Source organism: Thalassospira sp. MBR-102, assembly GCF_040549275.1.
Lineage (GTDB): Bacteria > Pseudomonadota > Alphaproteobacteria > Rhodospirillales > Thalassospiraceae > Thalassospira > Thalassospira xiamenensis.
Window position 1 is genome coordinate 437,188 of record NZ_JBEPTC010000002.1, and the last position, 25,552, is coordinate 462,739.

The following is a 25,552-nucleotide window of genomic DNA, read 5'->3' on the forward strand; positions in this document are numbered from 1 at the left end:
CTGATTGGTCGGGGGCATTTGCCCCCGGCCCTTCTTTTGTCAGATTACTTGCCGAGAATCCCGGGAAGATTAAGCCCGTGTTCTCGTGCGCAATCCAGTGCGATTTCATATCCCGCATCGGCATGACGCATCACACCGGTTGCCGGATCATTCCAAAGGACGCGTTCGACCCTGCGTGCGGCATCTTCCGTGCCGTCACAACAAATCACCATGCCGGAATGCTGCGAAAAGCCCATTCCGACACCGCCGCCGTGATGCAACGAAACCCAGGTGGCCCCCGATGCCGTGTTCAGCAGCGCATTAAGTAACGGCCAGTCACTGACCGCATCCGAGCCATCTTTCATCGCCTCGGTTTCGCGGTTCGGGCTTGCGACCGAACCACTGTCGAGATGGTCGCGACCGATCACCACCGGGGCTTTCAACTCGCCATTTTTGACCATCTCGTTAAATGCCAGCCCCAAACGGTGCCGCTGCCCCAGACCGACCCAGCAAATACGTGCCGGCAAGCCCTGGAACGCAATGCGTTCACGCGCCATATCCAGCCAGTTATGCAGGTGTTTGTCATCCGGGATCAGTTCCTTAACCTTCTGATCCGTCTTGTAGATATCCTCGGGATCGCCCGAAAGTGCCGCCCAGCGGAACGGTCCGATCCCCTTGCAGAACAACGGCCGGATATAGGCCGGAACAAAGCCCGGAAACGCAAAGGCATTTTCCAGCCCTTCTTCGAGGGCCATCTGACGGATATTGTTGCCGTAATCGACCGTCGGGATACCGGCATCGTGGAAGGCAACCATCGCCTCGACCTGAACGCGCATCGATGCGCGCGCGGCCTTTGCCACCGCTTTCGGATCAGATTCCTGCTTTTCGCGCCATTCCGCAACAGACCAACCCTGTGGCAGGTAACCATGCACCGGGTCATGGGCCGATGTCTGATCGGTCACGATATCGGGGCGGACGCCACGTTTGACCAGTTCCGGGAACACATCGGCGGCATTGCCGATCAGGGCAACCGATTTCGCCTCGCCCGCCTTGGTCCAGCGATCAATCATCGCCAATGCCTCGTCCAGCGAATGGGTTTTTTCATCGACATAACGGGTCCGAAGGCGGAAATCGGCCCGCGTTTCATCGCATTCGACGGCCAGACAACACGCACCGGCCATAACGGCGGCCAATGGCTGTGCACCGCCCATCCCGCCAAGACCACCCGTCAGGATCCATTTGCCCTTAAGGCTGCCGCCATAGTGCTGACGCCCGGCCTCGACAAAGGTTTCATAGGTGCCCTGAACGATGCCCTGTGATCCGATATAAATCCACGACCCCGCCGTCATCTGGCCATACATCGCCAGACCTTTTTTATCGAGTTCGTTGAAATGATCCCAATTGGCCCAATGCGGCACAAGGTTGGAGTTCGCAATCAAAACACGCGGTGCATCCTTGTGGGTGCGAAACACGCCCACCGGCTTGCCCGACTGCACCAAAAGAGTCTGGTCATCTTCCAGTTCCTTCAGGCTGGCAACGATCTGGTCAAAATCCTTCCAAGTGCGCGCCGCACGGCCAATGCCGCCGTAAACCACCAGCTCATGCGGGTTTTCAGCCACATCGGGATGCAGGTTATTCATCAACATGCGCATCGGTGCTTCGGTCAGCCAGCTTTTGGCAGTGATTTCCGTGCCGGTTGCCGGATAGACGTCGCGCTGGTTATGCCGCGGATTGTTGCTCATGATTTGCCTCTTAACGTCGGGGCCAGTTCGGCCAATTTTTCAAGAATGGAAGTCAGATGCGTGCGCAGTTTCGCGGCACGGCTCTCGTCATAGGCCCAGGGTGCTGCCTCGGCCTGAAGATAGGTCGATTGCGCCAGTTCCATCTGGATGGCGTGCTGATTGATATCGGGGCGACCGTAATGGCGCGTGGTCCAGCCGCCTTTGAAACGGCCATTAACGATGCTGGTGTAATCCTTCGCCGCCCCACAGATATCGCGCGTTGCCGCCTCGATCAGCAGATCGCAGGTCGTACCCAGATTGGTGCCGATATTGAAATCGGGAAGCTTTCCGTCAAACAGGAACGGGATGTGCGACCGGATCGAATGGCAATCATAGAGGATCGCAACCCCGTGCTTTTCGCGCACCCGGTCAAGCTCGCCTGCCAATGCCTGATGATAGGCGCTGTGAAAATGATGGGCGCGAAATGCGATATCATCCTCGTCAGGTGCCTGATCCCAGATGTTTTCACCATCAAAATCGGTCAGCGGCACCAAGGTCGTGGTGTTCTGACCGGGATACAAACTGACCCCTGCCGGGTCGCGATTGGCATCGATCACGTAACGGTGGAACGTTGCCCGAACTGTCGTGACATTATCGAGAAGCCCGTCATAAAGCGTATGGATATGCCAATCCGTATCGGCAAGTTCGCGCCCGCGATCATTCAGTTTTGCGGCAATGTCGTCTGGAACATAGGTCCCCGTATGGGGCAATCCCAGAACGATGGGACCATCGCCGTGCCTGACTTCAACCGGATTGCTCTTGGTCATGCGTTGCCCCCAACCACAAAACCCGAAAGTTTCGCCGCCGAAACAAGGCTGCCGTTGGTGACCAGTTCAGCGGCCTTCGCCAGATCAGGTGCCATGTAACGGTCCTGCTCGACACTTGGAATGTCTTTGCGGACCATCGCCAGGACATCCTGCAAACCGGCACTGGTTTTCAGCGGACGGCGGAATTCAACGCCCTGTGCCGCACAGATCAGCTCAACCCCCAGAATGTAGGAAAGGTTGGCATTCATCCGAGCCAGTCGGCGTGCACCGTGGGCGGCCATCGACACATGGTCTTCCTGATTGGCGCTGGTCGGCGTGCTGTCGGTCGAGCACGGATTGGCAAGATGCTTGTTCTCGCTCATGAGCGCTGCCGTTGTGACCTCGGCAATCATCAGGCCGGAATTCAAACCCGGATCGGGGGTCAGGAACGGCGGCAGATCATGGGAAAGTGTCGGATCAACCATCAATGCCACGCGACGCTGGGCAATCGCCCCGATCTCGGCAACAGCAAGGGCAATCTGATCGGCGGCAAAGGCCACCGGTTCGGCATGGAAATTCCCGCCCGAAACAATCCGGCCATCTTCTTTGAGAACCAGCGGATTATCGGTGACCGCATTGGCCTCGATCTCCAGCGTCTGCCCGGCGAAGCGCAGCAAATCCATGGCTGCCCCGGTCACCTGCGGCTGGCAGCGGATGCAATAGGGGTCCTGAACGCGGGTATCGCCCTCGCGATGGCTTTCGCGGATTTCCGATCCGTCCATCAATGCGCGCATCGCGCGCGCCACATTGATCTGCCCCGGATGACCGCGCAGCGTATGGATTTCATCAACCAGTGGGGCTGTCGATCCCATGATCGCATCGGTCGAAAGCGAGGCAGTGACAATCGAACTGGCCGCGTTGCGCCACCCCGAAAACAGCCCGACCAGCGCACAGGCGGTTGAAAACTGTGTGCCGTTAATCAGGGCAAGCCCCTCTTTCGGGCCAAGGACCACGGGCGTCAAACCTGCCTTTTTCAGGGCATCCGCACCGGCCATGGTTTCGCCGCGATAGACCGCTTCGCCTGCACCGATCATAACCGCCGTCATATGTGCAAGCGGTGCCAGATCGCCCGACGCCCCGACCGAGCCCTGTGACGGGACAACAGGGGTTACACCATGTTCCAGCATCCCCTCGATCAGGTCGATAATGTCCCAGCGCACACCCGATGCCCCCCGCCCCAGCGACAGCAATTTCAACGCCATCATCAGACGTGTCGTCGGAATATCAAGCGCATCCCCGACACCGCAGCAATGGCTGAGGATCAGGTTGCGTTGCAGGGTTTCGGTATCCTTGGCCGCAATCTTGACCGATGCCAGTTTGCCAAAACCGGTATTGACCCCGTAAACCGCATCGCTGCCGTCGGCGGCGGCACTGACCATGGCATGAGCGGCCTCGACCCCGGCCTTGGCCAACGGGTCGAGCTTCACGGCGGCCTGACTGCGCCAGATATGTTCAAGATCGGCCAGTTTCACAGACGCGGGGATCAGGGTGACGGTCATTTTGCATCCTTGTCGAATACAGGTTTCGGGGCGCGTGGGCAGGGTTTCGATACGCTTAGCGTGCGACCGGAACCCCACCGAAAATACGTTCGAACAGCGGGTTGAAGCCGATGCGATATGAAAGTTCTGCCGGGTGCGACACATTCCAGATCGCCAGATCAGCCCGCATCCCTGCCCTGATCTGTCCTGTATCGGACAGTCCCAGTGCACGGGCGGCATGGGCCGTTGCGCCGACCAAGGCTTCTTCGGGGGTCAGGCGGAATAATGTGCAGGACATATTCATCGCGAGCAGGATCGACATCAGCGGCGATGTCCCCGGATTGCAATCGGTTGCAACCGCCATTGGCACACCATGCTTTCGAAAGACGGCAATTGGTGGCAACTGCTTTTCATGCAGGGTATAAAATGCGCCGGTCAGCAGGACCGCGACCGAGCCGGATTTGGCCATCGCCATCGCGTCTTCTTCGTTAGCATATTCGACATGATCGACCGACAGCGCACCATAATCTGCCGCCAGTTTGGTGCCGCCGATATTTGAAAGCTGTTCGGCATGCAGTTTGACCGGGATGCCAAGCGCGCGGGCGACATCGAACACACGGGCAATCTGTGCGGTATCAAATGCGATGCCTTCGCAGAAACCGTCGACCGCATCGACTAGCCCCTCCGCGTGGGCGGCGCGCAATGTCGGGATGCAGATCTCGTCTATGTACCGGTCCGGTTCACCCTTGAATTCCGCCGGGGTGGCATGGGCACCAAGGAAGGTCGTTTTGATCCGGACCGAACGATGTTTTTCAATCGCGCGGGCTGCGCGCAGCATGTTCAGTTCCGTCTCGCGGTCCAAGCCATAACCGGATTTGACCTCGATCACGCAAACACCCTCGGCCAGCAGCGCATCGACCCGCGGCAGGGCACTTGCCAGCAATTCATCGACACTGGCGGCACGTGTTGCACTTACGGTTGATACAATGCCACCACCCGCACGGGCGATTTCCTCGTAACTTGCCCCTTGCAGGCGCATTTCGAATTCAACGGCGCGGTTGCCGCCATGCACGACATGGGTATGGCAATCGATCAGGGCCGGGGTGATCAGGCGGCCTTCAAGATCGCGATAGGGGAATTTTTTGCTGTCTTTATAGTCTTCGGGGATCGCGTCGGCATCACCGACCCAGACGATTTTTTCGCCCTCAATCGCGATCGCGCCCTTATCAATCATACAATATGATAATTGATTTTCGCCCGGCGCTTTATCGATCGCGACAATTTTCGCATTCCCCAAAAGCATGTAAAGCTCACCCTTGATAAGTCTGTTATTAAATATAATATGTACGTACATATTATCACTGTCAAGACGGGTAGAAGCAATGACGGTTCTCTGGGCAAATCAGGCACTTACCACCAAAGGCTGGGAAAACAGCGTCCTGATCGAGATTGGTAAAGACGGCAGAATCACAAAGGTTCAGGCCGATTCCCCTGCCACCGGAAACCGCGTTGGCACGCTTCTGCCCGGCATATCAAACCTGCATAGCCACGCGTTTCAGCGTTCGATGGCCGGGTTAACCGAAAAACGCGGCCCCGATCCCCGTGATACCTTCTGGACATGGCGACAATTGATGTTCCGCTTCCTGGATCAGCTCACCCCGGATCACGTGCAGGACATTGCGGCCTTTGTGCAAATGGAAATGCTCGAAGCCGGATACGCCAACAATACCGAGTTCCATTACCTGCACCATCAACCGGGCGGCGTTCCCTATGACAATATCGCCGAGATGGCCGAACGCATTGCGGCGGCGGCAAACATCACCGGTATCGGCCTGACGCTTCTGCCGGTGCATTACCAGTTCGGCGGTTGCGACAAACGCCCGCTTGGCGCGGGGCAAATCCGGTTTGGCAATGATCCGGAACGCTTTGCCAAATTGTATGAGGAAAGCAAAAAGGCGTTAAAATCCCTGCCGTCCGACACACGCATTGGCGTTGCCCCCCATTCGCTGCGCGCTGTGGGGCGGGAGGATCTGATTGCCACCACGCGCCTGTCAAAGGACGGTCCGGTTCACATGCATCTGGCCGAACAGGTCGCCGAGGTCGAGGAGGTCGCGGCATCCTGGGGCAAGCGCCCGGTCGAATGGCTGCTTGAAAATGCCGATGTCGATGAAAACTGGTGCCTGATCCATTGCACGCAGATGCAGGAACACGAAACGCTTGGCCTTGCCAGAACCGGGGCGGTTGCCGGGCTTTGCCCGATCACCGAAAGCAGCCTTGGCGACGGTATTTTTGATGGTGTGCGTTACCTGAATGCGGGTGGAAATATCGGTGTCGGATCGGATTCCAACATTCGCATTTCACTTTCCGAAGAGATCCGCACACTGGAATACAGCCAGCGTCTACGCGATAAATCGCGTGCCGCCCTTGCCACCCCGGAAAAATCCACCGCCCGCCGGTTGTTCGATGCGGTTGCCAAAGGCGGCGCACAGGCCGCAGGCCGCGATGCCGGCCGGATCGAGGTCAGTGCACTGGCCGATCTGATGGCGCTTGATGGCGCGGCGGTTGACCTTATCGGTCGGACAGGCGATACGATCCTCGATACATATGTCTTTGCCGGAGATGATCGCATGGTGCGTGATGTCTGGTCGGCCGGTCGCCATGTCGTGACCGAGGGCCGCCATATCGCACATGATAGGATCACGGACCGGTATCGCAAGGTGATGGAACAACTCAAGGAAGCGGTGTGAGCACCACCACGGAACTGACAAACTGGCAATCGGTCCATGACGAGGTCCTGCGCCGCATTCACACCCGTGAATGGAAACCGGGCGACCAGATCCCCAAGGAAGTCGAACTGGCCGAGGAACTGGGCTGCGCGCGCGCGACCGTCAACCGGGCGCTCCGCGAACTTGCCACCGAGGGCTTCCTTGACCGCCGCCGCAAGGCCGGAACCCGTGTTGCCGCCCACCCGGTGCGGCGCGCGCGGCTTGACATCCCGGTCATACGGCTGGAGATCGAGGGCCGCGGCCAGAAATACGCCTATGCCCTGCTGTTTCGCGAACGCCGCAGCCCGCCGCCGGAAATCTGCGCCAATCTGGGTGTAACACCTGACAGCGACATGCTGCATATCACGTCACTGCATCTGGCGGATGGCAAGCCCTATATGTTTGAAGAACGCTGGGTCTCGGTCGCCGCGACGCCGGAAATTGTTGATGCTGATCTGTCCAAAATCAGTGCCAATGAATGGCTGGTACTTCATGCCCCCTACACCAAGGGCGACATTTCATTTTCCGCCGTGCTGGCTTCCGAAAACGAAGCCGAAATCCTGCGCACGCAAAAGAATGAACCGCTGTTCCTGATCGAGCGCACGACCTGGGAAGGGGAACAGGGCATTACCTCCGCCCGCCTTTTGTTCGCGCCGGGATACCGGATGCATACGGCACTTTAGACCTTCCGAAGAGCCTGTAGTTTGTGCGCATATCCGTCCCTTTTTCAGATTTCCTGAAAAAAGTTCTTGATTTGTTCTTTTAATTGTGTCATAAGAGTCAAGTCAACGGGAGAAAAGCACCCGGACCGAAACCCGCGAAGCGCCTTGTGCGCCTCGCGGGTTTTTGCGTTTGGGGCGGGATCAAAGAGGTGATCGGGATGCAGCGGCAAGGATTGAGGCAGGGCGGCGGGGCAATCCGCAGGATGCTCATCGGCGGATGGCGAAGCCATTACGGCGGTGTTCCGCGCCGGTTCTAACACGCTTTTAACACCCTTATTTGTCATGACGGGAGAGGTGCGTCTTATCGGGGAAGCGACCCCGAATTTGCCGGAAGCGGCAGCAATGGCAGCAGTGACGGCATCGGATTGTGGCCCGTCGGTGGTAGACAGACTGGGGGCAGTATGCCCGAAATCCGTCTGCTGGTGAAAATGGCAGCCGCCCGAGGTGTGTCTGGATGTCGGCGTGGCAGGTTGCCGCCGTGGCTAGACCGGGCAACAAGCCGGTGGGCGGTCCGTGGGGCGTCAGTTGGCGAGGTTGCTGGAGGCCCGAGGTGTGTCCGGGCTTCATGGTCGTGGCATTGGCGAAGGGGCCAGAGCAAGCAGCGAGGTTGTGGGGCGTCTGGTGGCTGGTGGAGGCACGAGATTTGTCCGGCGTTGCCCGAAGTCGCCGTGGTGCAGGCCGTGGGCCTGATGGTCGTCTGTGGGACCCCAGGTTTGTTCGGGCTTGCTCAGTTGCGGGACGTCCGGTTTGTAAAAAAGGCGCCTGTCCGCTTTTCTCGCAGTTCCCTTTTTTCGAGTGCTTTGCGAAACGGCATTGAGCGGTACTTATCTGGGGCCGCGAGGACGCGCGCTTGACGATAAGGTATGACGAGCATAGAGCTTGGGTGAAAAATCAGAAAAAACCTAACGGATATATGATGACGTCCGAAGACCTGTCGGCCCGCAGGGTATTTGCGAATAGCCAAAAAAGATTAAAATCCGAAATCATCCGCGAAGTTACTTTCGAAGGGCTGATAGAGCGGGCCCGGTCCATGGTCATCTTGCCAGATGCAAGAATTCTGGTAGAGGGCTCCTCCGTCAAGGATGGCGCGCCGTTGGCTGCTGTGTGGTCGCCCGCGGCTGATAAGCTCGAGACAGTGGGCCTTTACAAGTCTGCGATTGAGGAAAATGCATCCTCTGATCATCATTCAAGCAGCTTGTTTCCGTGGCGCGGGGCCTTTGGCTGGCTGGATTATGACCGCTTGCACGTGATGTCTGCCGATTTTAGCCAGTGTCTTCAGACCTATCCAATTCGCAATATGGATTTCCTCGCGGAAATGGAGATTTCCCTACAGGATTCCTTTGGCCGCAAACCCAACCCATTGAGCGCCATGGCGGTCAGTGATGATCTGCTTTTGGTGACGCTATCTGATAATTTCAGAGTCCGGGTTGGGCGCTTTTTTGCGTTTCTGCGCCGAACGGGCGACAGTTTCGAGTGGACCGGCTTGCCGGTGGAATTGAACTCCCCAGAAGTCATGGCAGCGTGGCGTGACCGTGCAATGGGCTCTTCTTGGTTGTTTATAATGGACGCGTTCTTGTGGGGCAGGAAGCTCCGCGCGGTAACAAACGGGGGGCAAGCAACCCATTTCAACAGCGGGCCGACCTTTGAAACGAAGCTTGTCATTGATTATGACATCGTTGGTGCGGTTGCCGAGGAGCGCGGGTTCTGGCAGCGCTTCAAGAAGCCTCGTGCGCCTGAGCTGCATCTGAAAGCTGTCAGCCAGTTGCCGCTGGGCGATCTGACCTGTAGCCGGGATATGTCCTATAGCGTGCTGAAGCTCGCTGGGCTCAACAAGATCCTGATATATCCGCCGGACCTGTCAGCCCCATTGGGCATGTTGCCCTTGACACCAGGGATGAGTCTTGGCCAGCGTAAACATGATCGTGTTGCCTTGGCCTTTGATGAAGAGACGATGCTGGTGGGAGATAAAACGGGCTTCAACCTGTGTAGAATATTGTTCGATTAGAATTAGAAAAAAGGGGACTGTTCCCTTTTCTGAAGCCGCAGTCAGGCTTTTGTCTGCCCAATCATTCAAACCCGTTATACGCCGCAATCACCCGAAATTCCGGGCCATCGACGGTTGAGTGGCTTTCATACAGGCAGAAGCGATCAACGGTGAAGCTGCGCGATGTCAGGTCGATATTATCGGCCACCGCCTGTTCGACGGTCGCACGGGCGGCGTCGCGGTTGCGGCCCAAGGTGATATGCGGGGTGAATTTGCGCATGTCCATGTCCGGGCATTCTTCGAGCCGCAGCAATGCCTTTTCCACGCGGTTTGCAAGACTGTGCAATGCGGGCTGATCAGTGACACCGGCCCAGAAAATGCGCAGTTTGCGGGCGGATGCAAAGATGCCAAGGCCCTGTACGCGAAGATCGAAGGGCTCGAACGGGAGTTCGGAGAGGGCCGCATCGATTTCACGGGCCAGACCGGGATCGACATTACCGATGAATTTCAGGGTGATGTGCATGTTTTCCGGGGTCTGGGCATCGAGCCCCTTGATCCCGCGCGCCAACGGGTAAAGGTCGTCGGCAATATCAGCCGGTATTTCGACGCCAACAAACAAACGCATATTCGGAACTCACGCACGGAAATCTGGCGGGTGGGATTTGATCGTTAAGTGGACGACCGCCCGGTATTTATCCGGTCGAACGACCCGGCAGCGGGATGATGTCATCCTCGCCCTTGATTTGCGGGAAGCGGCCCGCGGCCCAGTCGGCCTTGGCCGCATCAATCCGTTCCTTGGAACTGGAAACGAAGTTCCACCAGATATGGCGATAGCCGACCGGCAACCCGCCGAGCAGCATCACGCGACAATCGGATTGGGCGACGATATCGGGAATTTCTTCGGGCGCGATATAGATGAAGTTTTCCGGTTCATACAGATCGCCGTCAATGCGCAGGCTGCCGGAAACGACATAAAGGGCGGCTTCCTGATTTTCACCGGGCAGCAGAAGCTGCGCGCCGGCATCCATGCGGACATCAAGATAGAACAGCTTGGACTTGACCGGAACCGGGGCGGTTTTGCCGAAGGCCTCGCCCGCGATCAGGCGCATATGCAAACCGGCATCCTCGATAATCGGCAGGTCATCCCTGGCGATATGGAAAAATTCCGGGTCGGATTCTTCTTCGTCTTCGGGCAGGGCCGCCCATAATTGCAGGCCATCGAGTTTATGATGGCTGTTGCGTACCGCATCGGTTTCGCGTTCGGAATGGGTGATGCCGCGCCCGGCACTCATCCAGTTGAGATCGCCCGGCTGGATTTCGAGCAAACTGCCAAGGCTGTCATGATGGCGGATCGCACCTTCGAAAAGATAGGTGACGGTGGCAAGGCCGATATGGGGATGCGGGGCAACGTCAACCCCCTGCCCCGGCTCGAACGATGCCGGTCCCATGCGATCAAAAAACACGAACGGACCGACAGACCGGACATCCCGATGTGGCAGGACGCGGCGCACGGACAGGGGACCAAGATTGGTTTCCTTGCCGGAAATCAGTATAGACATGCGCCGCCTCCTTTTTAAGTCTGCTTCAGACTAATCTGGTTCGTACCTGCCTTACGGGCAAGGGTTCGGCCAGGTGGTCTGGATTTTCTCGATCTCGGCCAGAACGTCGTCGGACAGTTCAATATAGGCAGAGCCGATATTGGATTTGAGCTGTTCCATGCTGGTCGCGCCAATGATGTTGGCGGTCAGGAACGGGCGGGTATTGACGTAAGCCAGTGCCATCTGCGCGGGATCAAGGCCGTTATCCTTGGCGAGTTTGACATAGGCCTCGGTCGCCTTGATGCCATTTTCCGTCAGGTAACGACCGAAATATTGCGGCCAGATGGTTGTACGTGCGCCTTCCGGGCGGGCACCACCCAGATATTTGCCCGACAATGCGCCACCGCCCAATGGTGAGTATGCCAGAAGACCGGCATCTTCGCGGATCGAGCATTCGGCCAGACCGACTTCATAGGTGCGGTTCAAAAGCCCGTAAGGGTTCTGCACCGAAACCACGCGCGGCCAGCCTTTTTTCTCGGCCAGTTCAAGGAACTTCATCAAGCCCCACGGGGTTTCGTTCGACAGCCCGATATGACGGATTTTGCCCGCCTGCACCAGATCATGCAGGGCTTCGAGGGTTTCCTCGATCGGGGTGAATTCCTCGTTCGCGTCATGAACGTAACCGAGCTTGCCAAAGAAGTTGGAATTCCGGTCCGGCCAATGGAGCTGATAGATATCGAGATAGTCGGTTTTGAGGCGTGTGAGGGAACCGTCAATCGCCTCGTTGATCTGTGCGCGGGTCAGGCGCGGGCCACCCCGGACATAGGGAAAACGTTCTGCCGGGCCGACAATTTTGGACGCGATGACCAGATCATCGCGACGGCCGCGTTTTTCAAGCCAGTTGCCGATGATGGTTTCGGTTCTGGTGAAGGTTTCTTCCATCGCCGGGACCGGATACATTTCGGCGGTGTCGATGAAATTGATTTCATTGCCGGTGGCGTAATCGAGCTGTTCGAACGCTTCGTCCTGCGTATTCTGCTGGCCCCAGGTCATGGTACCCAGGCAAATCACACTGACATTGATGTCAGTCCGACCCAATCGACGATATTCCATAGATCAATCCCCTTTTGCGCCCTGATTGGGCGCATTTTATTTTCAATGGTATGAATATATCCCGGTCGCGGAGTGATGAAAGCTTTTAGCGCGAATTTTCTTGCAACATCATGGAATTGCAATGAATTTTCGACGCATTTGATCCTAGATGAACAGGGTCAGAACCCCGGTATAGCTGTAAAAGCGATCATTGCAGACCTCGCCACTGCCGTAAAATCCGGTGAGCGGCAGATCCCCGATTTCATCGCGGATGATCATCATTTCACGGCTTTCGGTGCCAAACAGATGCGGCCCGCGGGCGACACAACTGCAATAAAGCGCGCCGCGCGGTTTACCCGGCAGGCGTTTTTGCAAATCAGCCAGCATGCGGCGCAAATCCTGTTCGGCGGCAACACCGTCGCGCCGGACGAAACGGATGGTATCGCCGACCTGCACATCGCCGCTGATGGCCATCAGGTTATTGTGCGGATCAACCCCCATCAGATTGCGGACGACAAAATCGCCGGTATCCGAGCCCGGCACCATCAGGGCAACGTGATAGCGGCCCGAGGCGATGGAATTTTCGTTGCCGTCGGCTTCCATTTCCGATTTGAAGACTTCGAGGGCTGGACGGTCATCAAGGGTTGCGATGATGCCATCGCGTCCCTCGGTCACGCGATGCACTGGCCCGACCGGGGTGCAGGCCTGACTGATTCCGACCTGCACAATCGTTTTGTCGGCAAACAAAACCCCCGAAAGGCCGCCTTCGACGACCTTGTCGGCGATTTGCGGCGCACCGCGTTCGCCCGATGCAATGCCGCCAACCAGATAGGTTGACCCCAGACGCGCCAGTTCGGAAAGAGTGGCCAGGCTGTCAGGTGCGCCCGGATCGCCGTGAACCAGACCGAATATCGGTTGCAGGCGATCAATCGCCCGCTGCAATTCCGGTGCATCGAGATCGTTGTCGGTTTTAAGCGGTTCGAAAATATGAAAATCATTAGGATCAATCGGGGCCACCATCACGGAGGCGGCCGGAACCCCGAAATAGGCCCGGCCAGACCCGCACACACCAATCCCGACAGTGCCGACCCAGTGTTCAAGCGACAGGCGGGAACGCAGGAAGGTCAGGATGCTGCCGAGATCGGCGGCCAGTGCCTCGGAGACATATAAAAAAGCCAGTGCCTGTTGCGGCAATGGCTGTGTTTGCAATTGATCGGCCAGTTCGGTGGCGACTGCTGCCCAATTTTCCCCGCTGGCATGTGCCGCATGAAATTCAGCCGTCATGCATTCTCCCGCTTTTTGAAAACCTGCCTGATGATGTGGCGGTTCGTTTTCTTGGTCTTGTGGTTATCCAAGCTCTATCTAAGCATTCGGGGGGGCCATTCACAATGGGCGAACGAAGATTTCAGCCCTGCCCCGTCAGGCAATATGTCGGCGCAGCAGGTCCATGGCCGCATTGAGCTGTGTCATGCGCTGGTGCGATCCATAATTGCTATCGGGGTGGTGAATGGCGGCCAGAATGCGATATTTGGTGCGGATGGACTTCATATCGGGACGGGCATTGGGGGCAAAGCCCATGACATGCAGGGCTTCGTTAAAGGTTGTGACCCCGCGATCCAGTGGTTCGAACGCCAGATTATCGACAATGGCGCGCAGACGTTCAAGTTCCTCGCGCGATTGCAGAAGTTCGACGGGCGGTTCGGCCTGGCGTTTTCGGATGGCGTGGGCTTCTTCCAGTGCCTTGCGTTCGGCCGCAAGGATATCGGCCTTTTCAACGCGCATCTTGACTTCGCCCTTGTCGAAATGCAGCGCCATATTGAGCGCCTTGCGCACCGCGATGATTGAATGCCCCGGTGGCAAACGCAGTTGTAGCCTTGGTTTGCGCCGCCAGGGACGGCCTTCGGCGGGGCCTGATTTCAGGACGATGGTTTCACGATCACCCGGCGGCGGATCGCCCGGGTCCTCGTAATCCTCAATCGCGCCTTCGGGGACAATCAGCATGACGGAGCGCGCCAGATCGGCGGCATTGACCCCGCGTTTGGCGGCCAGTGCGAGAACAGCATCACGGAACATCGAAGAACACGGAATGGTGTAGGATTGTTTGACTGATTGTGCCGCCATCACCCTTGCCCGATATATATCAATTTAAATCAATACCTTACGGCGGAAAAACCACCGCAATCCCGATTGAGAAGATCAATTTGGCTAAAGTGTAGCGGCGGGAGAACCCGGCTGCAACTGCGGTTGTAGGCAAAATTGAATCGCTTCCGATTCATCCACAGGCAAAACAGGCGATTTCGCAGGGGTTCCCGATACCGTAGAGACAATGTAAGTATTTGATATTAAAATATCTTTTCCCGCATTATCGATTCTTCGCCTGAGTTTCAGCCCCTTAGCCCGCCCGCAAGAATGGATCACCCATGTTTGCGGCCCCATAAACGGGGAAAAATCCATAAGATATTGTTATTATTTAATTATTTTCGGTTTTTATGCTTTGGTTCGCCCCGGCGGCAACGGCGTCAATTTGGCTGAATTAACGTCTCGTTTGCATTTGTTCTGTCAGATCAAACCAGAGATGACTACAAATGTAGTTGCGGATCGGGATATTCGAAACATAACCGAAAGTAAATGATGTGTTAATTTCACACTCAATCAGGTGTTCTGAGGGCTTTTGGGCCATTTTCGGGCCGGTTTTTACCATTTCCCATCCGCCCTTGAAACCATACAAATCATTGATAATAAACACATAAATCTGCAAAAACGGGCAGATCGACTTTGCCCCGCCCTGACCCACCAAAATCGTTTCGGTTTGCTTTCTAATTCTATCTACGTATGTAGTTTTTCGGGGCGGTTTCTGTCGAAACTGATCCTGGAGGGCGATGGAAATCCTGTATTTTCATGCCAATGCCGCCCAGCAATTATTTGTTATAAAAGGAATTATCGAATTCCACCGCAAGAAGAAAAGGCTGCACCAACGGGTACAGCCTTTGAGAAATCCGGCCACCTGAATGCGGTTGGTGCGGAGGCGGAAAATCAGGAATCTGCTTCGAGAACGTCAATCACCTTCGGCAGGATGCGTTCCACGATCACCTTGACCCCGTCGGCATTGGGATGGATGCCGTCATCCTGATTAAGGCTGGAATCGGCGGCGACCCCATCAAGGAAGAAGGGATAGAAGGCGAGCTGATATTCTGCTGCCAGTTCGGGGTAGATTTCATTGAATTCAGCCCCGTATTCCTTGCCCATATTGGGTGGTGCCATCATCCCGGCCAACAGGACCGCAACATCGCGGTCGCGCAGCTTTCCGATGATTTCATCAAGATTTTCGCGGGTCTGTGATGGTTCCACCCCGCGAAGCGCGTCATTGGCACCCAGTTCCAGCAACACGATATCGGGATCATCGACCAGCGCCCATTCAAGGCGCGAAAGACCCGCCGCCGTCGTATCGCCGGAAACCGAACTGTTGATGACCTTGACGTTATGCCCGGCATCTCGAAGGGCGGCTTCAAGCCTGGGGGCAAAGCCATCCTCGTGCGAGAGGCCGTAGCCCGCCATCAGGCTGTCACCGTAAAGCATCAGGGTTTGCGGGGCATTGTCGGCAGTGTTGTTTGCCGCATTGTCGGCGGCTTGGGCATCATGAATGCCAAACAGGCTCATGGCGCCAATCAGAATACCAAAACCCATCCCGGCATATCGAAACAGGCGGCGGGAAAGCCCTTCGAACAATCCGGGCTTTTGCTTGAAAGTGAACTGGTTAACAGCCGAGTCTTGCCCGAACAGCGTGTATGCCACAAATCTCACCTTATGTTTTGTCATCTTGCACAGACGGTTAGCCTCTGGTTACCTGCTGGTCACCCATCGGTTACCCTGAGATCGTCAAATCTGAAGTCAAATCTGAACTGGTGACACCAAATTCCGTACAGTTATTTAACCCGTTTCTTCGCCCCTGCAATGCCTTAGCCCGATTGGACCCGTAATGAGTGTTACCGAAACTGCCTCTATGCCGGAAAAAACAGCGAATACGACAGAGGCAGCGCGCCAGCGCACCGTCGATGTTTCCGGTCTTAAGCTGAGCCTTAAGGGACCGGCGGGGATTGTTGATATCCTCAAAGGGGTCGATATCCAGATTGATGCCGGCGAACGTGTCAGCCTTGTCGGGCCGTCGGGATCAGGCAAAACGTCGCTTTTGATGGTGATTGCCGGGCTGGAACAGGCGCAGGCGGGCACGATCAATATCTGTGGCGAGGATTTGCGCAAGCTTGATGAAGATGGTCTGGCCCTTTATCGCCGCCATCATGTCGGCATCGTGTTTCAGGACTTCCACCTTGTGCCGACCATGACAGCCCTTGAAAACGTCGCCCTTCCGATGGAGTTCGCCGGACGCAAGGATGCGTTTGAGCGGGCCGAGGCGGAGCTTAAGGCCGTCGGGCTTGGTCATCGGATCGGGCATTATCCGGGCCAGTTGAGCGGCGGGGAACAGCAGCGCGTGGCACTCGCACGTGCGCTTGCGACCGATCCGGAACTGCTTCTGGCGGATGAGCCGACCGGCAATCTTGACGGGGCCACGGGCGAAACGATTATCGAATTGCTGTTTGATCTGGCGAAACGCAAGGGATCGACTTTGCTTCTGATTACCCATGATCCGGGGCTGGCATCGCGGTGCGACCGGTCGATCATGCTGCGCGACGGGGAAATCGTTACGCAACAGGATGCCGACATATGAACCGTATTTCCCAATCCCCCAACGGGGCGGAAAAGCTGTGGTCGATTGCGTGGCGGGTCTGCCGACGGGAACTACGCGGCGGGTTTTCCGGCTTTCGCATTTTTCTGGCGTGCCTAGCACTTGGCGTTGGTTCCATTGCCGCGGTCGGAAACGTTTCGGAATCCGTTTTAAATGCGCTGGAGCGTGATGGCCGCGCCCTTCTGGGCGGCGATGTCGAGCTTCGGCTTGTGCATATGCCCGCAAGCGAGGAACAGCAAAACTGGCTTTCGGAGAATACCGAACGCATGGGCAGGCTTGCGACCATGCGCGCCACCGCCTATGGCCCGGAGCAGCGCAGGCTGGTCGAGCTTAAGGCGGTTGATGATGTCTATCCGCTGTTTGGCGAGATGGAACTTGCCGACGGTATTCCGTTTGATGGCGCGCTTGCCAAAACGGACGGTATCTGGGGCGGTGTTGCCGAGGCCGGGCTTCTGGAACGGCTTAAGATCAATGTCGGTGATACGGTGCGCCTTGGCGATATCAATATCCAGGTGCGCGGCGTGATCGCGACCGAACCCGACAAGGCGGTTGGCTTTTTCAATTTCGGCCCGCGTTTGATGGTGTCGATGGATGCCCTTGCGGATACCGGGCTGGTGCAGCCGGGCAGCCTGATCAATTATTATTACGCTTTGGATCTGAATGATGCGGAAACGCCAAAGGTGTTTCGCGACCGGCTTGACGCACAGTTCGAGGATGCCGGATGGCGCGTGCGCGATGTGTCAGATGCCAATCCGGGCCTGCGGCGGTTTATTGAGCGGCTGACGCTGTTTCTGACCCTTGTCGGATTGTCGGCCCTGCTGGTTGGCGGGATTGGGGTTGCCAATGCGGTGCGCAGCCATATCGAAAGCAAAACATCCGTCATTGCGACGCTTAAATCCATCGGGGCATCGCATGGCTTGGTGTTGCGGATTTACTTCCTGCAAATCCTGATGCTGTCGCTTGTCGGGATTGGCATCGGGCTTCTGATCGGGGCGGTCACACCGGCGATCATAGCACCGCTTCTGGCCGGGCGTTTGCCGATTGATGTGACATTGGGCCCGGCATTGCCATCGCTTCTGATTGCAACCGCATTTGGTGTTCTGACCACACTGGTCTTTGCCATGCCGTCGCTTTTGCGTGCACGTGAAATTCCGGCAGCACGGCTTTTCCGAGCCAGTGCGGGATTGATGAATGGCAGTGCGCTTCGCAAACGTGACCTGCCCTATGTTGGTATTCCGCTTATCCTGTTGCTGCTGCTTACGGTCTTTACCGCCACGGATCGCGAGATCGCGCTTGGCTTTATCGCCGGGTCGCTTCTGGCGATTGCGGTTTTTGCCGCGGCGGGCAAGGCAATTGTATCGCTTTCAAAACGGATGACCGGCGGGCGGAATGCCTTTAGCCGTCTGGCGCTGGCGAACCTGCACCGGCCGGGTGCGAGCACGGTGCCGGTTGCGCTGTCGCTTGGGCTTGGCCTGACGCTGCTGGTGACGATTTCGGGGATCGAGGGCAACCTTGATCACGAGATCAACGAAAATCTGCCGGACTCTGCCCCGGCCTTCTTCTTCCTTGATATCCAGCCTGATCAGATGGATCAGTTCAAAACGCAACTTCTTGAAAAAGATAACGTTTCGGATATCGAACAAACACCGATGCTGCGTGGGCGCGTGGTTGCGATTGACGGGGTCGATGCCAATGATGTTGGTCCGGGGGATGATCGCTGGTTCCTGCGTGGTGACCGTGGCCTGACCTTTGCCGCAAGCCCGCCGCCCGAAACCCAGATCGTGCGCGGGGAATGGTGGCCTGCCGATTATGACGATGCTGCCAAGCCGCTTGTTTCCATCTCGCGCGATATTGGCGAGGCATTTTCGCTGGAGCCGGGCGATACATTGACCGTCAATGTACTGGGCCGGGACATCACCGCCGAGATTGCCAACTGGCGTGAAATCGAATGGCAAAGCCTTCGGATGAATTTCGCGATGGTGTTCTCGCCGGGCCTGATCGACAAGGCGCCCTATAGCCTGATTGCGACGGCGCATATGCCGCGCGAAATGGAAGAACCGGTTGATCGCATGATCGGCATGGATTTCCCCAATGTGTCGGCGATCCGGGTGCGCGAGGCGCTTGAGGCCGCCAATGCCATTCTGGCCGGGATCGGAACGGCACTTAACGCGACCAGTTCGATTGCGATTGTCGCCGGGGTTCTGGTCCTTGCCGGTGCGGTTGCCGCCGGGCGGCGCAAACGGATTTATGATGCGGTTGTCCTTAAAACCCTTGGGGCGACGCGCGGCAACATCCTTTATGCCTATGCGCTGGAATACGGGATTTTGGGCCTTGCGACCGGGGTGATTGCCGCCCTGTTTGGCAGTCTTGCGGCGTGGTCGGTTCTGGTGCTGATCATGGAAGCGAGCTGGACGTTCCTGCCGATGACGATCTTTGGCCCGATTGCGATTGGTCTGGCGGCGACCCTGTCGGCGGGCTTCATCGGGACATGGCAGGCATTGCGCAGCCCGGCGGCACCGCTTTTGCGCAACGAATAGCGCGCCGTACATAAGAACGAAAAGGGCCGGTCCATCACAGACCGGCCCTTTTCATTTCGATTGGGTATCGTCGGAAATCATGCCAGATCACGAAGCGCACGACGGACGACCTTGCCGGTTGTGGTCATCGGCAATTGTTCCATGAAGGCGATTTCGCGCGGATATTCGTGGGCGGCCAGCCGGGTTTTGACGAAATCACGGATGTCGGCTTCAAGTTCCGGACTTTGCGCAATCCCGTCGGCCAGCACGACGAAGGCCTTGACGATCTGGCCGCGCTGTTCGTCGGGTTTGCCGATCACACCGGCCATGCGCACGGCGGGATGGCCGATCAGGCAATCCTCGATCTCGCCCGGGCCGATACGGTAGCCTGCCGAACTGATCAGATCATCATCGCGGCCGACAAAACGGATATAGCCATCTTCGTCAAGCTGCCCCATATCGCCGGTCAGAAGCCATTCCCCGATGAATTTTTCGCGGGTGGCTTCGGGGTTGCGCCAATATTCCAGAAACATCACCGGATCGGGCGACCGAACCGCAATCCGGCCCATTTCACCGGCGGGCAGGACATTCCCGGCCATATCGATCACCGCGACCTCGTGCCCCGGCACCGCACGGCCCATCACGCCGGGTTTGGGGGCCATGATCGACTGACAGGAACTGACCACCATGTTGCATTCGGTCTGGCCATAAAACTCGTTGATGGTGACGCCAAACACGCGACGCCCCCAATCCAGAAGTTCCGAACCCAATGTTTCACCGCCGCTTGCGATGGAGCGAATATTGCATTTGAACTTTGCCGCCACGTCATCACCGGCGGCGCGCATCATCTTGAGCGCGGTTGGCGGCAGGAAGGTATTGCGCACGCCATATTCGGCAATCAGGCCAAAGGCGGCCTCGGCACTGAATTTTTCAAAGCGGTGGGCCACGACCGGCTTGCCGTGATGCCAGGCCGGCAGCAGGACGTCAAGCAACCCACCAATCCATGCCCAGTCCGCCGGGGTCCACATGACATCGCCGTCCTGCGGGAAGAAGTCATGCGACATTTCCACACCGGGCAGATGACCCAAAAGCACGCGATGGGCATGCAATGCGCCCTTTGGCTGGCCGGTGGTGCCCGATGTGTAAATGATCAGGGCCGGTTCATCGGCGCGCGTCTTGACCGGTTCGAATTCATCGCTGGCCTCGGCCGAGAGTGCCTTGAAATCAAAACAGCCATCGGGCGCACCATCAATCACATAGACATATTCAAGCGCCGGAAGAAGATCGCGGATTTCAGCAATTTTGCGCGCCCCTTCCTGATCGGTCACCAGTGCCTTTGCGGCACAGTTGCCAAGCCGGTATTCAAGGCCCTCGACCCCGAACAGGTTGAAAAGCGGCACGGCAATGCCACCCATTTTATAGGTGGCGATATGGGCCACGGCGGTTTCGGGGCTTTGCGGCAACAGAATACCGACCCTATCGCCACGACGGATGCCATGGCGGCGCATGACATTGGCGAAACGGTTCGACAGGCGTTTGAGCTGCGCAAAGCTGTAATCGCGGCGCGATCCATCGCGCCTGCGATACATCAGGGCAAGACGATCAGGGTCGTCTGCCCATTTGTCGCAAACATCGACACCAATATTGAAATGAGTAGGCACGTTCCAGACAAAATCCGAACGCACCGACGCGTAATCCGCACGAACCGGTAGCATGTTTCCTCCCTGTATCCGCCACGTCTTTTTGATTTTTTGATTTCACGACGTTTTGGTCGGCACATGCTAGTCGATGCATCGGCAAATATGAACCATTTTGTCGTGATCAGACCGGCACCACATGACGCAGTACCCGCTAGCGGCACGGATCGAGCAGGAAGGTAAAATTGGACGGTTGTCCGGCGTCGGTAAACGCGGTGGAATGACAGCCAAGGCAGGTGCCATCCATTTGATGCTGGATAAAGCTTTCAAGGGCGACGTTACTTAAGAATCGGGGAACTTCCCCCACCCCGAACGGGGCCCCGCCGCCATTTCCGATCCATTGGGTGCCGACCAGAAAATAGTTTTTCCAGACACTGTCACCCAGTTTCCGCTGCCAGACGAAATTCGCCTCTGCCGTTCCGGAAAAAAGCCGCCAGCAACGGACGATATCGGGCGCAGTGACGCGATTGCCATCCGGATCACGGGCATAGGGTGGCTCGTCCGCCCAGCGTAAATCGGATTGTACGATCTGATTGGCAAGATGGTCGGCACGGTCGACACCGTCATAAAAAACGTAATCACGATCGGTTTTGTCCGGGCCCAGACAACCGTCGGGGAACAGGTCATTGGCGATGATGCTGTTGGGGCGGCGTGCATTTGATGCCAGTGGTGCGTTATCGACATGTTCGAATGTCGACCATATCCAGCGATCCCCATTGCCGCTTTTGACACGCTGAACGATGTGCAAACCGACCATCCCGACCGTCACATCCAGACATTTTGCCATGCCATCAACGGCATCCTTTGCCGCAACGGCGATCCGGGCCGGTTTTGTATAATAGCGTTCCTGATCGGCGGGATCGGTCATGATGCGCCAGGCAAACTTGATCATTTGCGCGCCGGGCTTGAAAGACGTCTTGTCGCTGGCCAGCAGATTTGCATTTTCGAGTGGCGAGATTCCCGGCCCCGCAGACAGCTTTAGAATCGGGAAGCCGACAGACTGGCCACTTTGGGCAAAGGCCATGCGACCGGCGGCACTATCAAGGCCATTCCAACGGATATAATCGGCGGCAATATCATTCACCCGTGTTTCGTACAGAACGAAGTTTCCCGCCTGATCAATCAGCACGTCACCAGACGCCTGCACGAAGGCCGATAGCAACAAAGCCCCGTCGGGCAGATCGTTGCGGCATTGATCATCGGGTGTCGACGCCCCGGCAAACAATGAATATTTGTCACGATAGGTTTCCCACCATGCATACCCGGCATCGGGGTGCCGGTAACCGGCATCAATCGGATTCCCGTCACCATCGTAAGGCCAGACCAGCGAAACCATTGCCTGCCATGAGAAACGGTCAAACGGCCGCTGTGCTTCGTAGGCAACGAAGCGATAAATGAAATTGGCGTCAAATTCGGGCACATCAACCGGTTCGGCAGCACAGAGGCCACCGACACCCGCCGTCGCACAAAATTCATCTTCGGGATAAACCGCATCAAATACCGGCACCTCGTTTGCCTTTTTGGAGGCAACGAAATTCGGATTCTGTGCCGATGCGACGGAAACGGCGAAAAGCGACAGGACAAAACCGAGCAACGACGCACGCCCGACCCGCGAGATGAACAAGAACATGTTCGATCCACAGGTTTCCAATATGCCGTTGTTATCGAAAACTTTTTTTCCCATCGACGACCCAAACCGCCACCTGAACCGGGGCGAAACCGCGCGTAACAGTACCGATCCTTTGAAAGGATACGAAATTATAGGCCGAAATGGTCAGAAAATCGCGTTTCGAGACGAAGTGAACAAGATCACAATATTGTCAGTTCCGGGGACACGACAATTAGCCAAACCGTTGCTTTTCACGGAAATGCTGCCATATTTTCAGCATTGCAGAGTTCTATGAACATTCTGCCCGTTATGGATCAAAGAGGGATTTCAATGGCTTTTGAAACGCGTCAACGCGGCTATGACGTCTCGGTTGGCCGGTCGGCGGCCGAGATTGATGAAGGTCTCCGCGCCTATATGCTGCGTGTCTACAACTATATGGCATCTGCACTTGCCCTGACCGGTATCGTCGCGATGGCTGTGTCGACCAGCCCTACCCTGATGCAGGCGATTTTCGGAACCGGTTTGCACTGGATCGTGATGCTGGCTCCGATCGGGCTTGTCCTGTTCCTGAGCTTCCGCATCCATAAAATGAGCTTTGGTGCGGCACAGGCAACCTTCTGGGTTTATGCAGCACTGATGGGTCTGTCGCTGTCGTCGATCTTCCTCGTTTACACGGGTGAAAGCATCGCACGGACCTTCTTCATCACCGCAGGCACCTTCGCCGCGATGAGCCTTTACGGCTATACGACGAAGAAAGACCTTTCGGGTTGGGGAAGCTTCCTGTTCATGGGTCTGATCGGGATCATCCTGGCCAGTGTTGTGAATATCTTCCTGGGCAGCTCGATGCTTCAGTTCGTGATCTCGGGTGCGGGCGTTCTGATCTTTACCGGTCTGACCGCATATGACACCCAGCGGATCAAGGAAAGCTACCACGCCCACGATGATCAGGCGACCGCAGGCAAGAAAGCCATCTTTGGCGCCCTGCAGCTGTATCTGGACTTCGTGAACCTGTTCGTAATGCTGCTTCAGTTCTTCGGTAATCGCGAATAGAACTGATCCCCGGCATTCGCAGTCGGAAAACCCCGCATCCGAAAGGCTGCGGGGTTTTCTTTTGTCTGATTTAAAGCGTTTTGTGTTTAATCTGCACCATTTTGCCGGAAATCCCTTACGAAGCCTTGGCTTCTCCTGCGCCGCCGGTCGCATCGATTACTGCCTGACGTTGAGAAAGCTGGTGCATCATGTTTTCGGCACGGGTGAAACTGCCCGAGGCAGCGCGCGCCGCCCCGCGTGCAGCAGCCTCGTCGAAAGCGTCGTAAGCCTGAGAGAAATTCATCCGTGCATGCGAAATTGTCTTAAGGTCTTTTTCGGCGGCACCAAGGGAAAACTGTACACTGCCAAGCGCGAACATCGCCCGCCCCCAAAGATAGGGATGATCGCGTCTTGAACAGACTTTGAGAGCGGCCTGAAAGACCGGAATAACCTGTTCGGCAACGACACCGACGCTGCCAATCGTGGACTGGGCGACAACAGACTCCGCCAGACCATAGGCAATCTGGGCATATAAAACGGTGTGGGCCTTGGCATTCACAAGTCCCAGCGCCCGACGATAATGGCCACTGGCCGTTTCGGCCATTTCGATATCGTCAATTTCCTTGGCATGGATCATCGTGGCTTCGCCAAGTTTGCCAATGGCAATCGCGCGCGAAACCGGCGTGCCCGCCATCAATTCAAAACGGCGTTCCAGAAGCTTCCACACACCGATGGCTGTTGCGCCTGAACGCGCGTTCATATTGCTTACCATCGACCAGTTCAAAAGCGTGCCATACAACGCCATGATCGCCGAGCGTTCCGGATCAATCAGTGACAGATCCGCAACCCCGCGCAACATGTCTTCGGTTTTGCTGATGGTTTCAAAGGTTTCCTGCTGAACGACCCTTTCATTCAGAAGACCGGTCGGCTTTTTGATCGTTTTGCTGTCTTTTGGCGTTTCCGTGACCAGGGTCAGGAATTGACGGACAATCGGTTCAATTGCCCGGATCGCGCTGAGGCAATAGCTGCGTTCACCCGTTTCAGCCAGCATAACCGCACCAAAAGCATAGGCAGTTGTCACGCCCTGTCCGACGTCGGTAAAGTTTTCGCCGTTATTGATCCGTTCCTGAAGGTCATCAAGGTGAGACGCAAGGCGTGCCACCTGCAACGCACGCAGATCACGGCCACGTGCACGCGCCAGCAATTCACATGTCAGAAGGATATGAAGGGCCGCTGCGGTATCTTTATGCTGTGGCTGACGAAAGGTGTGAACCAATGGCAGCAGCAATTCATAAAGCGGTGAAACCAGCATGTCGTTGCTGAAATAAACTTCCAGCAATCCGTTCACCGGATTGGTCTGCCCCCAGAATACCGCCGTAGCATCCTGACGCCGGGCAAGGTTTAACACACCAGCATGGGCTTCGCGCACCGCCTGAAAGGCATCGGCAATATCGGTACTGATTGTGAAATGCCGTCCCAACGACAGTGGCGCAGTATCGGGGATATCCGATAGGGTGCGTTTCACCCAGTCACCAACCTGATCGGGCAATGGCGTTCCGGATGGATCTTCGGGGACAAAGTGGGCAACGGCATACAGGCATGGCTCAACACGTTCGTCCGGTCCATCGACCGACGCAGAACCGTTTTCAACCGTTTCCCCGGTTGTAAAGATGGACTTGAAAACAAGCCCGACCATCGACCAGAAGCCCGCCATTTATCCCCTTCTCAAACATCCGTCGCCATCCGTCCGTGGCCGGAGGTTGACTTAGACGATTATGATATAATCTCGTGCAGCGGCGGCGGCGTCAATCATAC

At 56.7% G+C, this 25,552-nt stretch carries 20 protein-coding genes; 6 read left to right on the forward strand and 14 right to left on the reverse strand.

The features are described 5' to 3' along the window. Positions 1–44 precede the first annotated feature (44 nt). From hutU to hutI, 4 genes are read right to left on the reverse strand one after another with little or no spacing between them, the layout of a single operon-like run. Positions 45–1,721, reverse strand: a complete 1,677-nt coding sequence (gene hutU / locus ABIE64_RS05370) for a urocanate hydratase (protein WP_354376832.1) — start codon at positions 1,719–1,721, stop codon at positions 45–47. Beyond that, positions 1,718–2,527: an N-formylglutamate deformylase gene (gene hutG, locus ABIE64_RS05375; RefSeq protein WP_354376833.1), complete on the reverse strand. Its 810-nt coding sequence runs from the start codon at positions 2,525–2,527 to the stop codon at positions 1,718–1,720. Before hutG ends, hutU begins: the two co-directional genes overlap by 4 nt. Further along, positions 2,524–4,065, reverse strand: coding sequence for a histidine ammonia-lyase (gene hutH, locus ABIE64_RS05380; RefSeq protein WP_354376834.1), 1,542 nt, complete (start codon positions 4,063–4,065; stop codon positions 2,524–2,526). The genes hutG and hutH overlap by 4 nt, the downstream gene beginning before the upstream one ends. Positions 4,066–4,120: 55 nt before the next feature. Further along, positions 4,121–5,278, reverse strand: a complete 1,158-nt coding sequence (gene hutI, locus ABIE64_RS05385; protein ID WP_503012843.1) for an imidazolonepropionase — start codon at positions 5,276–5,278, stop codon at positions 4,121–4,123. 148 nt (positions 5,279–5,426) lie between these two features. Here hutI and ABIE64_RS05390 point away from each other — a divergent pair, with 148 nt between their 5' ends. Then, on the forward strand, positions 5,427–6,791 hold the full coding sequence (locus tag ABIE64_RS05390; protein WP_354376836.1) for a formimidoylglutamate deiminase: 1,365 nt from the start codon (positions 5,427–5,429) through the stop codon (positions 6,789–6,791). Then, positions 6,788–7,492 (forward strand): histidine utilization transcriptional repressor HutC, encoded by a 705-nt coding sequence (gene hutC / locus ABIE64_RS05395; protein ID WP_063092487.1) that lies wholly within the window; start codon positions 6,788–6,790, stop codon positions 7,490–7,492. Before ABIE64_RS05390 ends, hutC begins: the two co-directional genes overlap by 4 nt. A 44-nt stretch (positions 7,493–7,536) precedes the next feature. Here hutC and ABIE64_RS05400 read toward each other — a convergent pair whose 3' ends face one another. Then, positions 7,537–7,761 (reverse strand): hypothetical protein, encoded by a 225-nt coding sequence (locus tag ABIE64_RS05400; RefSeq protein WP_354376837.1) that lies wholly within the window; start codon positions 7,759–7,761, stop codon positions 7,537–7,539. A 653-nt stretch (positions 7,762–8,414) separates the two neighbouring features. On the opposite strand from ABIE64_RS05400, the gene ABIE64_RS05405 reads away from it, so the two are divergent. Then, entirely contained in the window at positions 8,415–9,536 is a 1,122-nt protein-coding gene (locus tag ABIE64_RS05405; RefSeq protein ID WP_354376838.1) for a hypothetical protein, read from the forward strand. A gap of 61 nt (positions 9,537–9,597) precedes the next feature. Here ABIE64_RS05405 and thpR read toward each other — a convergent pair whose 3' ends face one another. From thpR to ABIE64_RS05435, 6 genes are all read right to left on the reverse strand, one after another. Continuing rightward, complete coding sequence (thpR, locus tag ABIE64_RS05410; RefSeq protein ID WP_063092484.1) at positions 9,598–10,140, reverse strand: RNA 2',3'-cyclic phosphodiesterase; 543 nt, start codon at positions 10,138–10,140, stop codon at positions 9,598–9,600. 67 nt (positions 10,141–10,207) lie between these two features. Then, positions 10,208–11,074, reverse strand: coding sequence for a pirin family protein (locus tag ABIE64_RS05415; RefSeq protein ID WP_354376839.1), 867 nt, complete (start codon positions 11,072–11,074; stop codon positions 10,208–10,210). A gap of 51 nt (positions 11,075–11,125) precedes the next feature. Then, complete coding sequence (locus tag ABIE64_RS05420; RefSeq protein WP_354376840.1) at positions 11,126–12,166, reverse strand: NADP(H)-dependent aldo-keto reductase; 1,041 nt, start codon at positions 12,164–12,166, stop codon at positions 11,126–11,128. Between the two features lie 144 nt (positions 12,167–12,310). Next, positions 12,311–13,429 carry an FIST signal transduction protein gene (locus ABIE64_RS05425; protein WP_037990765.1) on the reverse strand — a complete coding sequence of 373 codons (1,119 nt, stop codon included), beginning with the start codon at positions 13,427–13,429 and terminating at the stop codon, positions 12,311–12,313. A 135-nt stretch (positions 13,430–13,564) separates the two neighbouring features. Then, positions 13,565–14,266 carry a J domain-containing protein gene (locus ABIE64_RS05430; RefSeq protein WP_007088749.1) on the reverse strand — a complete coding sequence of 234 codons (702 nt, stop codon included), beginning with the start codon at positions 14,264–14,266 and terminating at the stop codon, positions 13,565–13,567. Between the two features lie 912 nt (positions 14,267–15,178). Continuing rightward, a complete protein-coding gene (locus ABIE64_RS05435) occupies positions 15,179–15,937 on the reverse strand; it encodes an arylesterase (protein WP_354376841.1) in 759 nt (252 codons plus the stop codon). Positions 15,938–16,121: 184 nt separating this feature from the next. Between ABIE64_RS05435 and ABIE64_RS05440 the strand changes: the two genes are divergently transcribed. Together ABIE64_RS05440 and ABIE64_RS05445 are read left to right on the forward strand one after the other, a co-directional pair. Further along, positions 16,122–16,868, forward strand: a complete 747-nt coding sequence (locus ABIE64_RS05440) for an ABC transporter ATP-binding protein (RefSeq protein ID WP_110252387.1) — start codon at positions 16,122–16,124, stop codon at positions 16,866–16,868. Further along, positions 16,865–19,423: an ABC transporter permease gene (locus ABIE64_RS05445; protein WP_354376842.1), complete on the forward strand. Its 2,559-nt coding sequence runs from the start codon at positions 16,865–16,867 to the stop codon at positions 19,421–19,423. Before ABIE64_RS05440 ends, ABIE64_RS05445 begins: the two co-directional genes overlap by 4 nt. 77 nt (positions 19,424–19,500) lie before the next feature. On the opposite strand, the gene ABIE64_RS05450 is transcribed toward ABIE64_RS05445, so the two are convergent. Further along, on the reverse strand, positions 19,501–21,117 hold the full coding sequence (locus ABIE64_RS05450) for an acyl-CoA synthetase (protein ID WP_354376843.1): 1,617 nt from the start codon (positions 21,115–21,117) through the stop codon (positions 19,501–19,503). Positions 21,118–21,253: 136 nt separating this feature from the next. Further along, on the reverse strand, positions 21,254–22,729 hold the full coding sequence (locus ABIE64_RS05455; RefSeq protein WP_354376844.1) for a hypothetical protein: 1,476 nt from the start codon (positions 22,727–22,729) through the stop codon (positions 21,254–21,256). 309 nt (positions 22,730–23,038) lie between these two features. Between ABIE64_RS05455 and ABIE64_RS05460 the strand changes: the two genes are divergently transcribed. Continuing rightward, on the forward strand, positions 23,039–23,758 hold the full coding sequence (locus tag ABIE64_RS05460) for a Bax inhibitor-1/YccA family protein (RefSeq protein WP_354376845.1): 720 nt from the start codon (positions 23,039–23,041) through the stop codon (positions 23,756–23,758). A 115-nt stretch (positions 23,759–23,873) separates the two neighbouring features. On the opposite strand, the gene ABIE64_RS05465 is transcribed toward ABIE64_RS05460, so the two are convergent. Beyond that, positions 23,874–25,451: a hypothetical protein gene (locus ABIE64_RS05465; protein ID WP_354376846.1), complete on the reverse strand. Its 1,578-nt coding sequence runs from the start codon at positions 25,449–25,451 to the stop codon at positions 23,874–23,876. Between the last annotated feature and the right edge of the window lie 101 nt (positions 25,452–25,552).

Coding starts and splice junctions, on each gene's coding strand:
- hutU (WP_354376832.1), bottom strand. CDS start 1,721: ATGAGCAACAATCCGCGGCATAACCAGCGCGACGTCTATCCGGCAACC.
- hutG (WP_354376833.1), bottom strand. CDS start 2,527: ATGACCAAGAGCAATCCGGTTGAAGTCAGGCACGGCGATGGTCCCATC.
- hutH (WP_354376834.1), bottom strand. CDS start 4,065: ATGACCGTCACCCTGATCCCCGCGTCTGTGAAACTGGCCGATCTTGAA.
- hutI (WP_503012843.1), bottom strand. CDS start 5,278: ATGATTGATAAGGGCGCGATCGCGATTGAGGGCGAAAAAATCGTCTGG.
- ABIE64_RS05390 (WP_354376836.1), top strand. CDS start 5,427: ATGACGGTTCTCTGGGCAAATCAGGCACTTACCACCAAAGGCTGGGAA.
- ABIE64_RS05400 (WP_354376837.1), bottom strand. CDS start 7,761: ATGGCTTCGCCATCCGCCGATGAGCATCCTGCGGATTGCCCCGCCGCC.
- thpR (WP_063092484.1), bottom strand. CDS start 10,140: ATGCGTTTGTTTGTTGGCGTCGAAATACCGGCTGATATTGCCGACGAC.
- ABIE64_RS05415 (WP_354376839.1), bottom strand. CDS start 11,074: ATGTCTATACTGATTTCCGGCAAGGAAACCAATCTTGGTCCCCTGTCC.
- ABIE64_RS05420 (WP_354376840.1), bottom strand. CDS start 12,166: ATGGAATATCGTCGATTGGGTCGGACTGACATCAATGTCAGTGTGATT.
- ABIE64_RS05425 (WP_037990765.1), bottom strand. CDS start 13,429: ATGACGGCTGAATTTCATGCGGCACATGCCAGCGGGGAAAATTGGGCA.
- ABIE64_RS05430 (WP_007088749.1), bottom strand. CDS start 14,266: ATGGCGGCACAATCAGTCAAACAATCCTACACCATTCCGTGTTCTTCG.
- ABIE64_RS05440 (WP_110252387.1), top strand. CDS start 16,122: ATGAGTGTTACCGAAACTGCCTCTATGCCGGAAAAAACAGCGAATACG.
- ABIE64_RS05445 (WP_354376842.1), top strand. CDS start 16,865: ATGAACCGTATTTCCCAATCCCCCAACGGGGCGGAAAAGCTGTGGTCG.
- ABIE64_RS05450 (WP_354376843.1), bottom strand. CDS start 21,117: ATGCTACCGGTTCGTGCGGATTACGCGTCGGTGCGTTCGGATTTTGTC.
- ABIE64_RS05455 (WP_354376844.1), bottom strand. CDS start 22,729: ATGTTCTTGTTCATCTCGCGGGTCGGGCGTGCGTCGTTGCTCGGTTTT.
- ABIE64_RS05460 (WP_354376845.1), top strand. CDS start 23,039: ATGGCTTTTGAAACGCGTCAACGCGGCTATGACGTCTCGGTTGGCCGG.
- ABIE64_RS05465 (WP_354376846.1), bottom strand. CDS start 25,451: ATGGCGGGCTTCTGGTCGATGGTCGGGCTTGTTTTCAAGTCCATCTTT.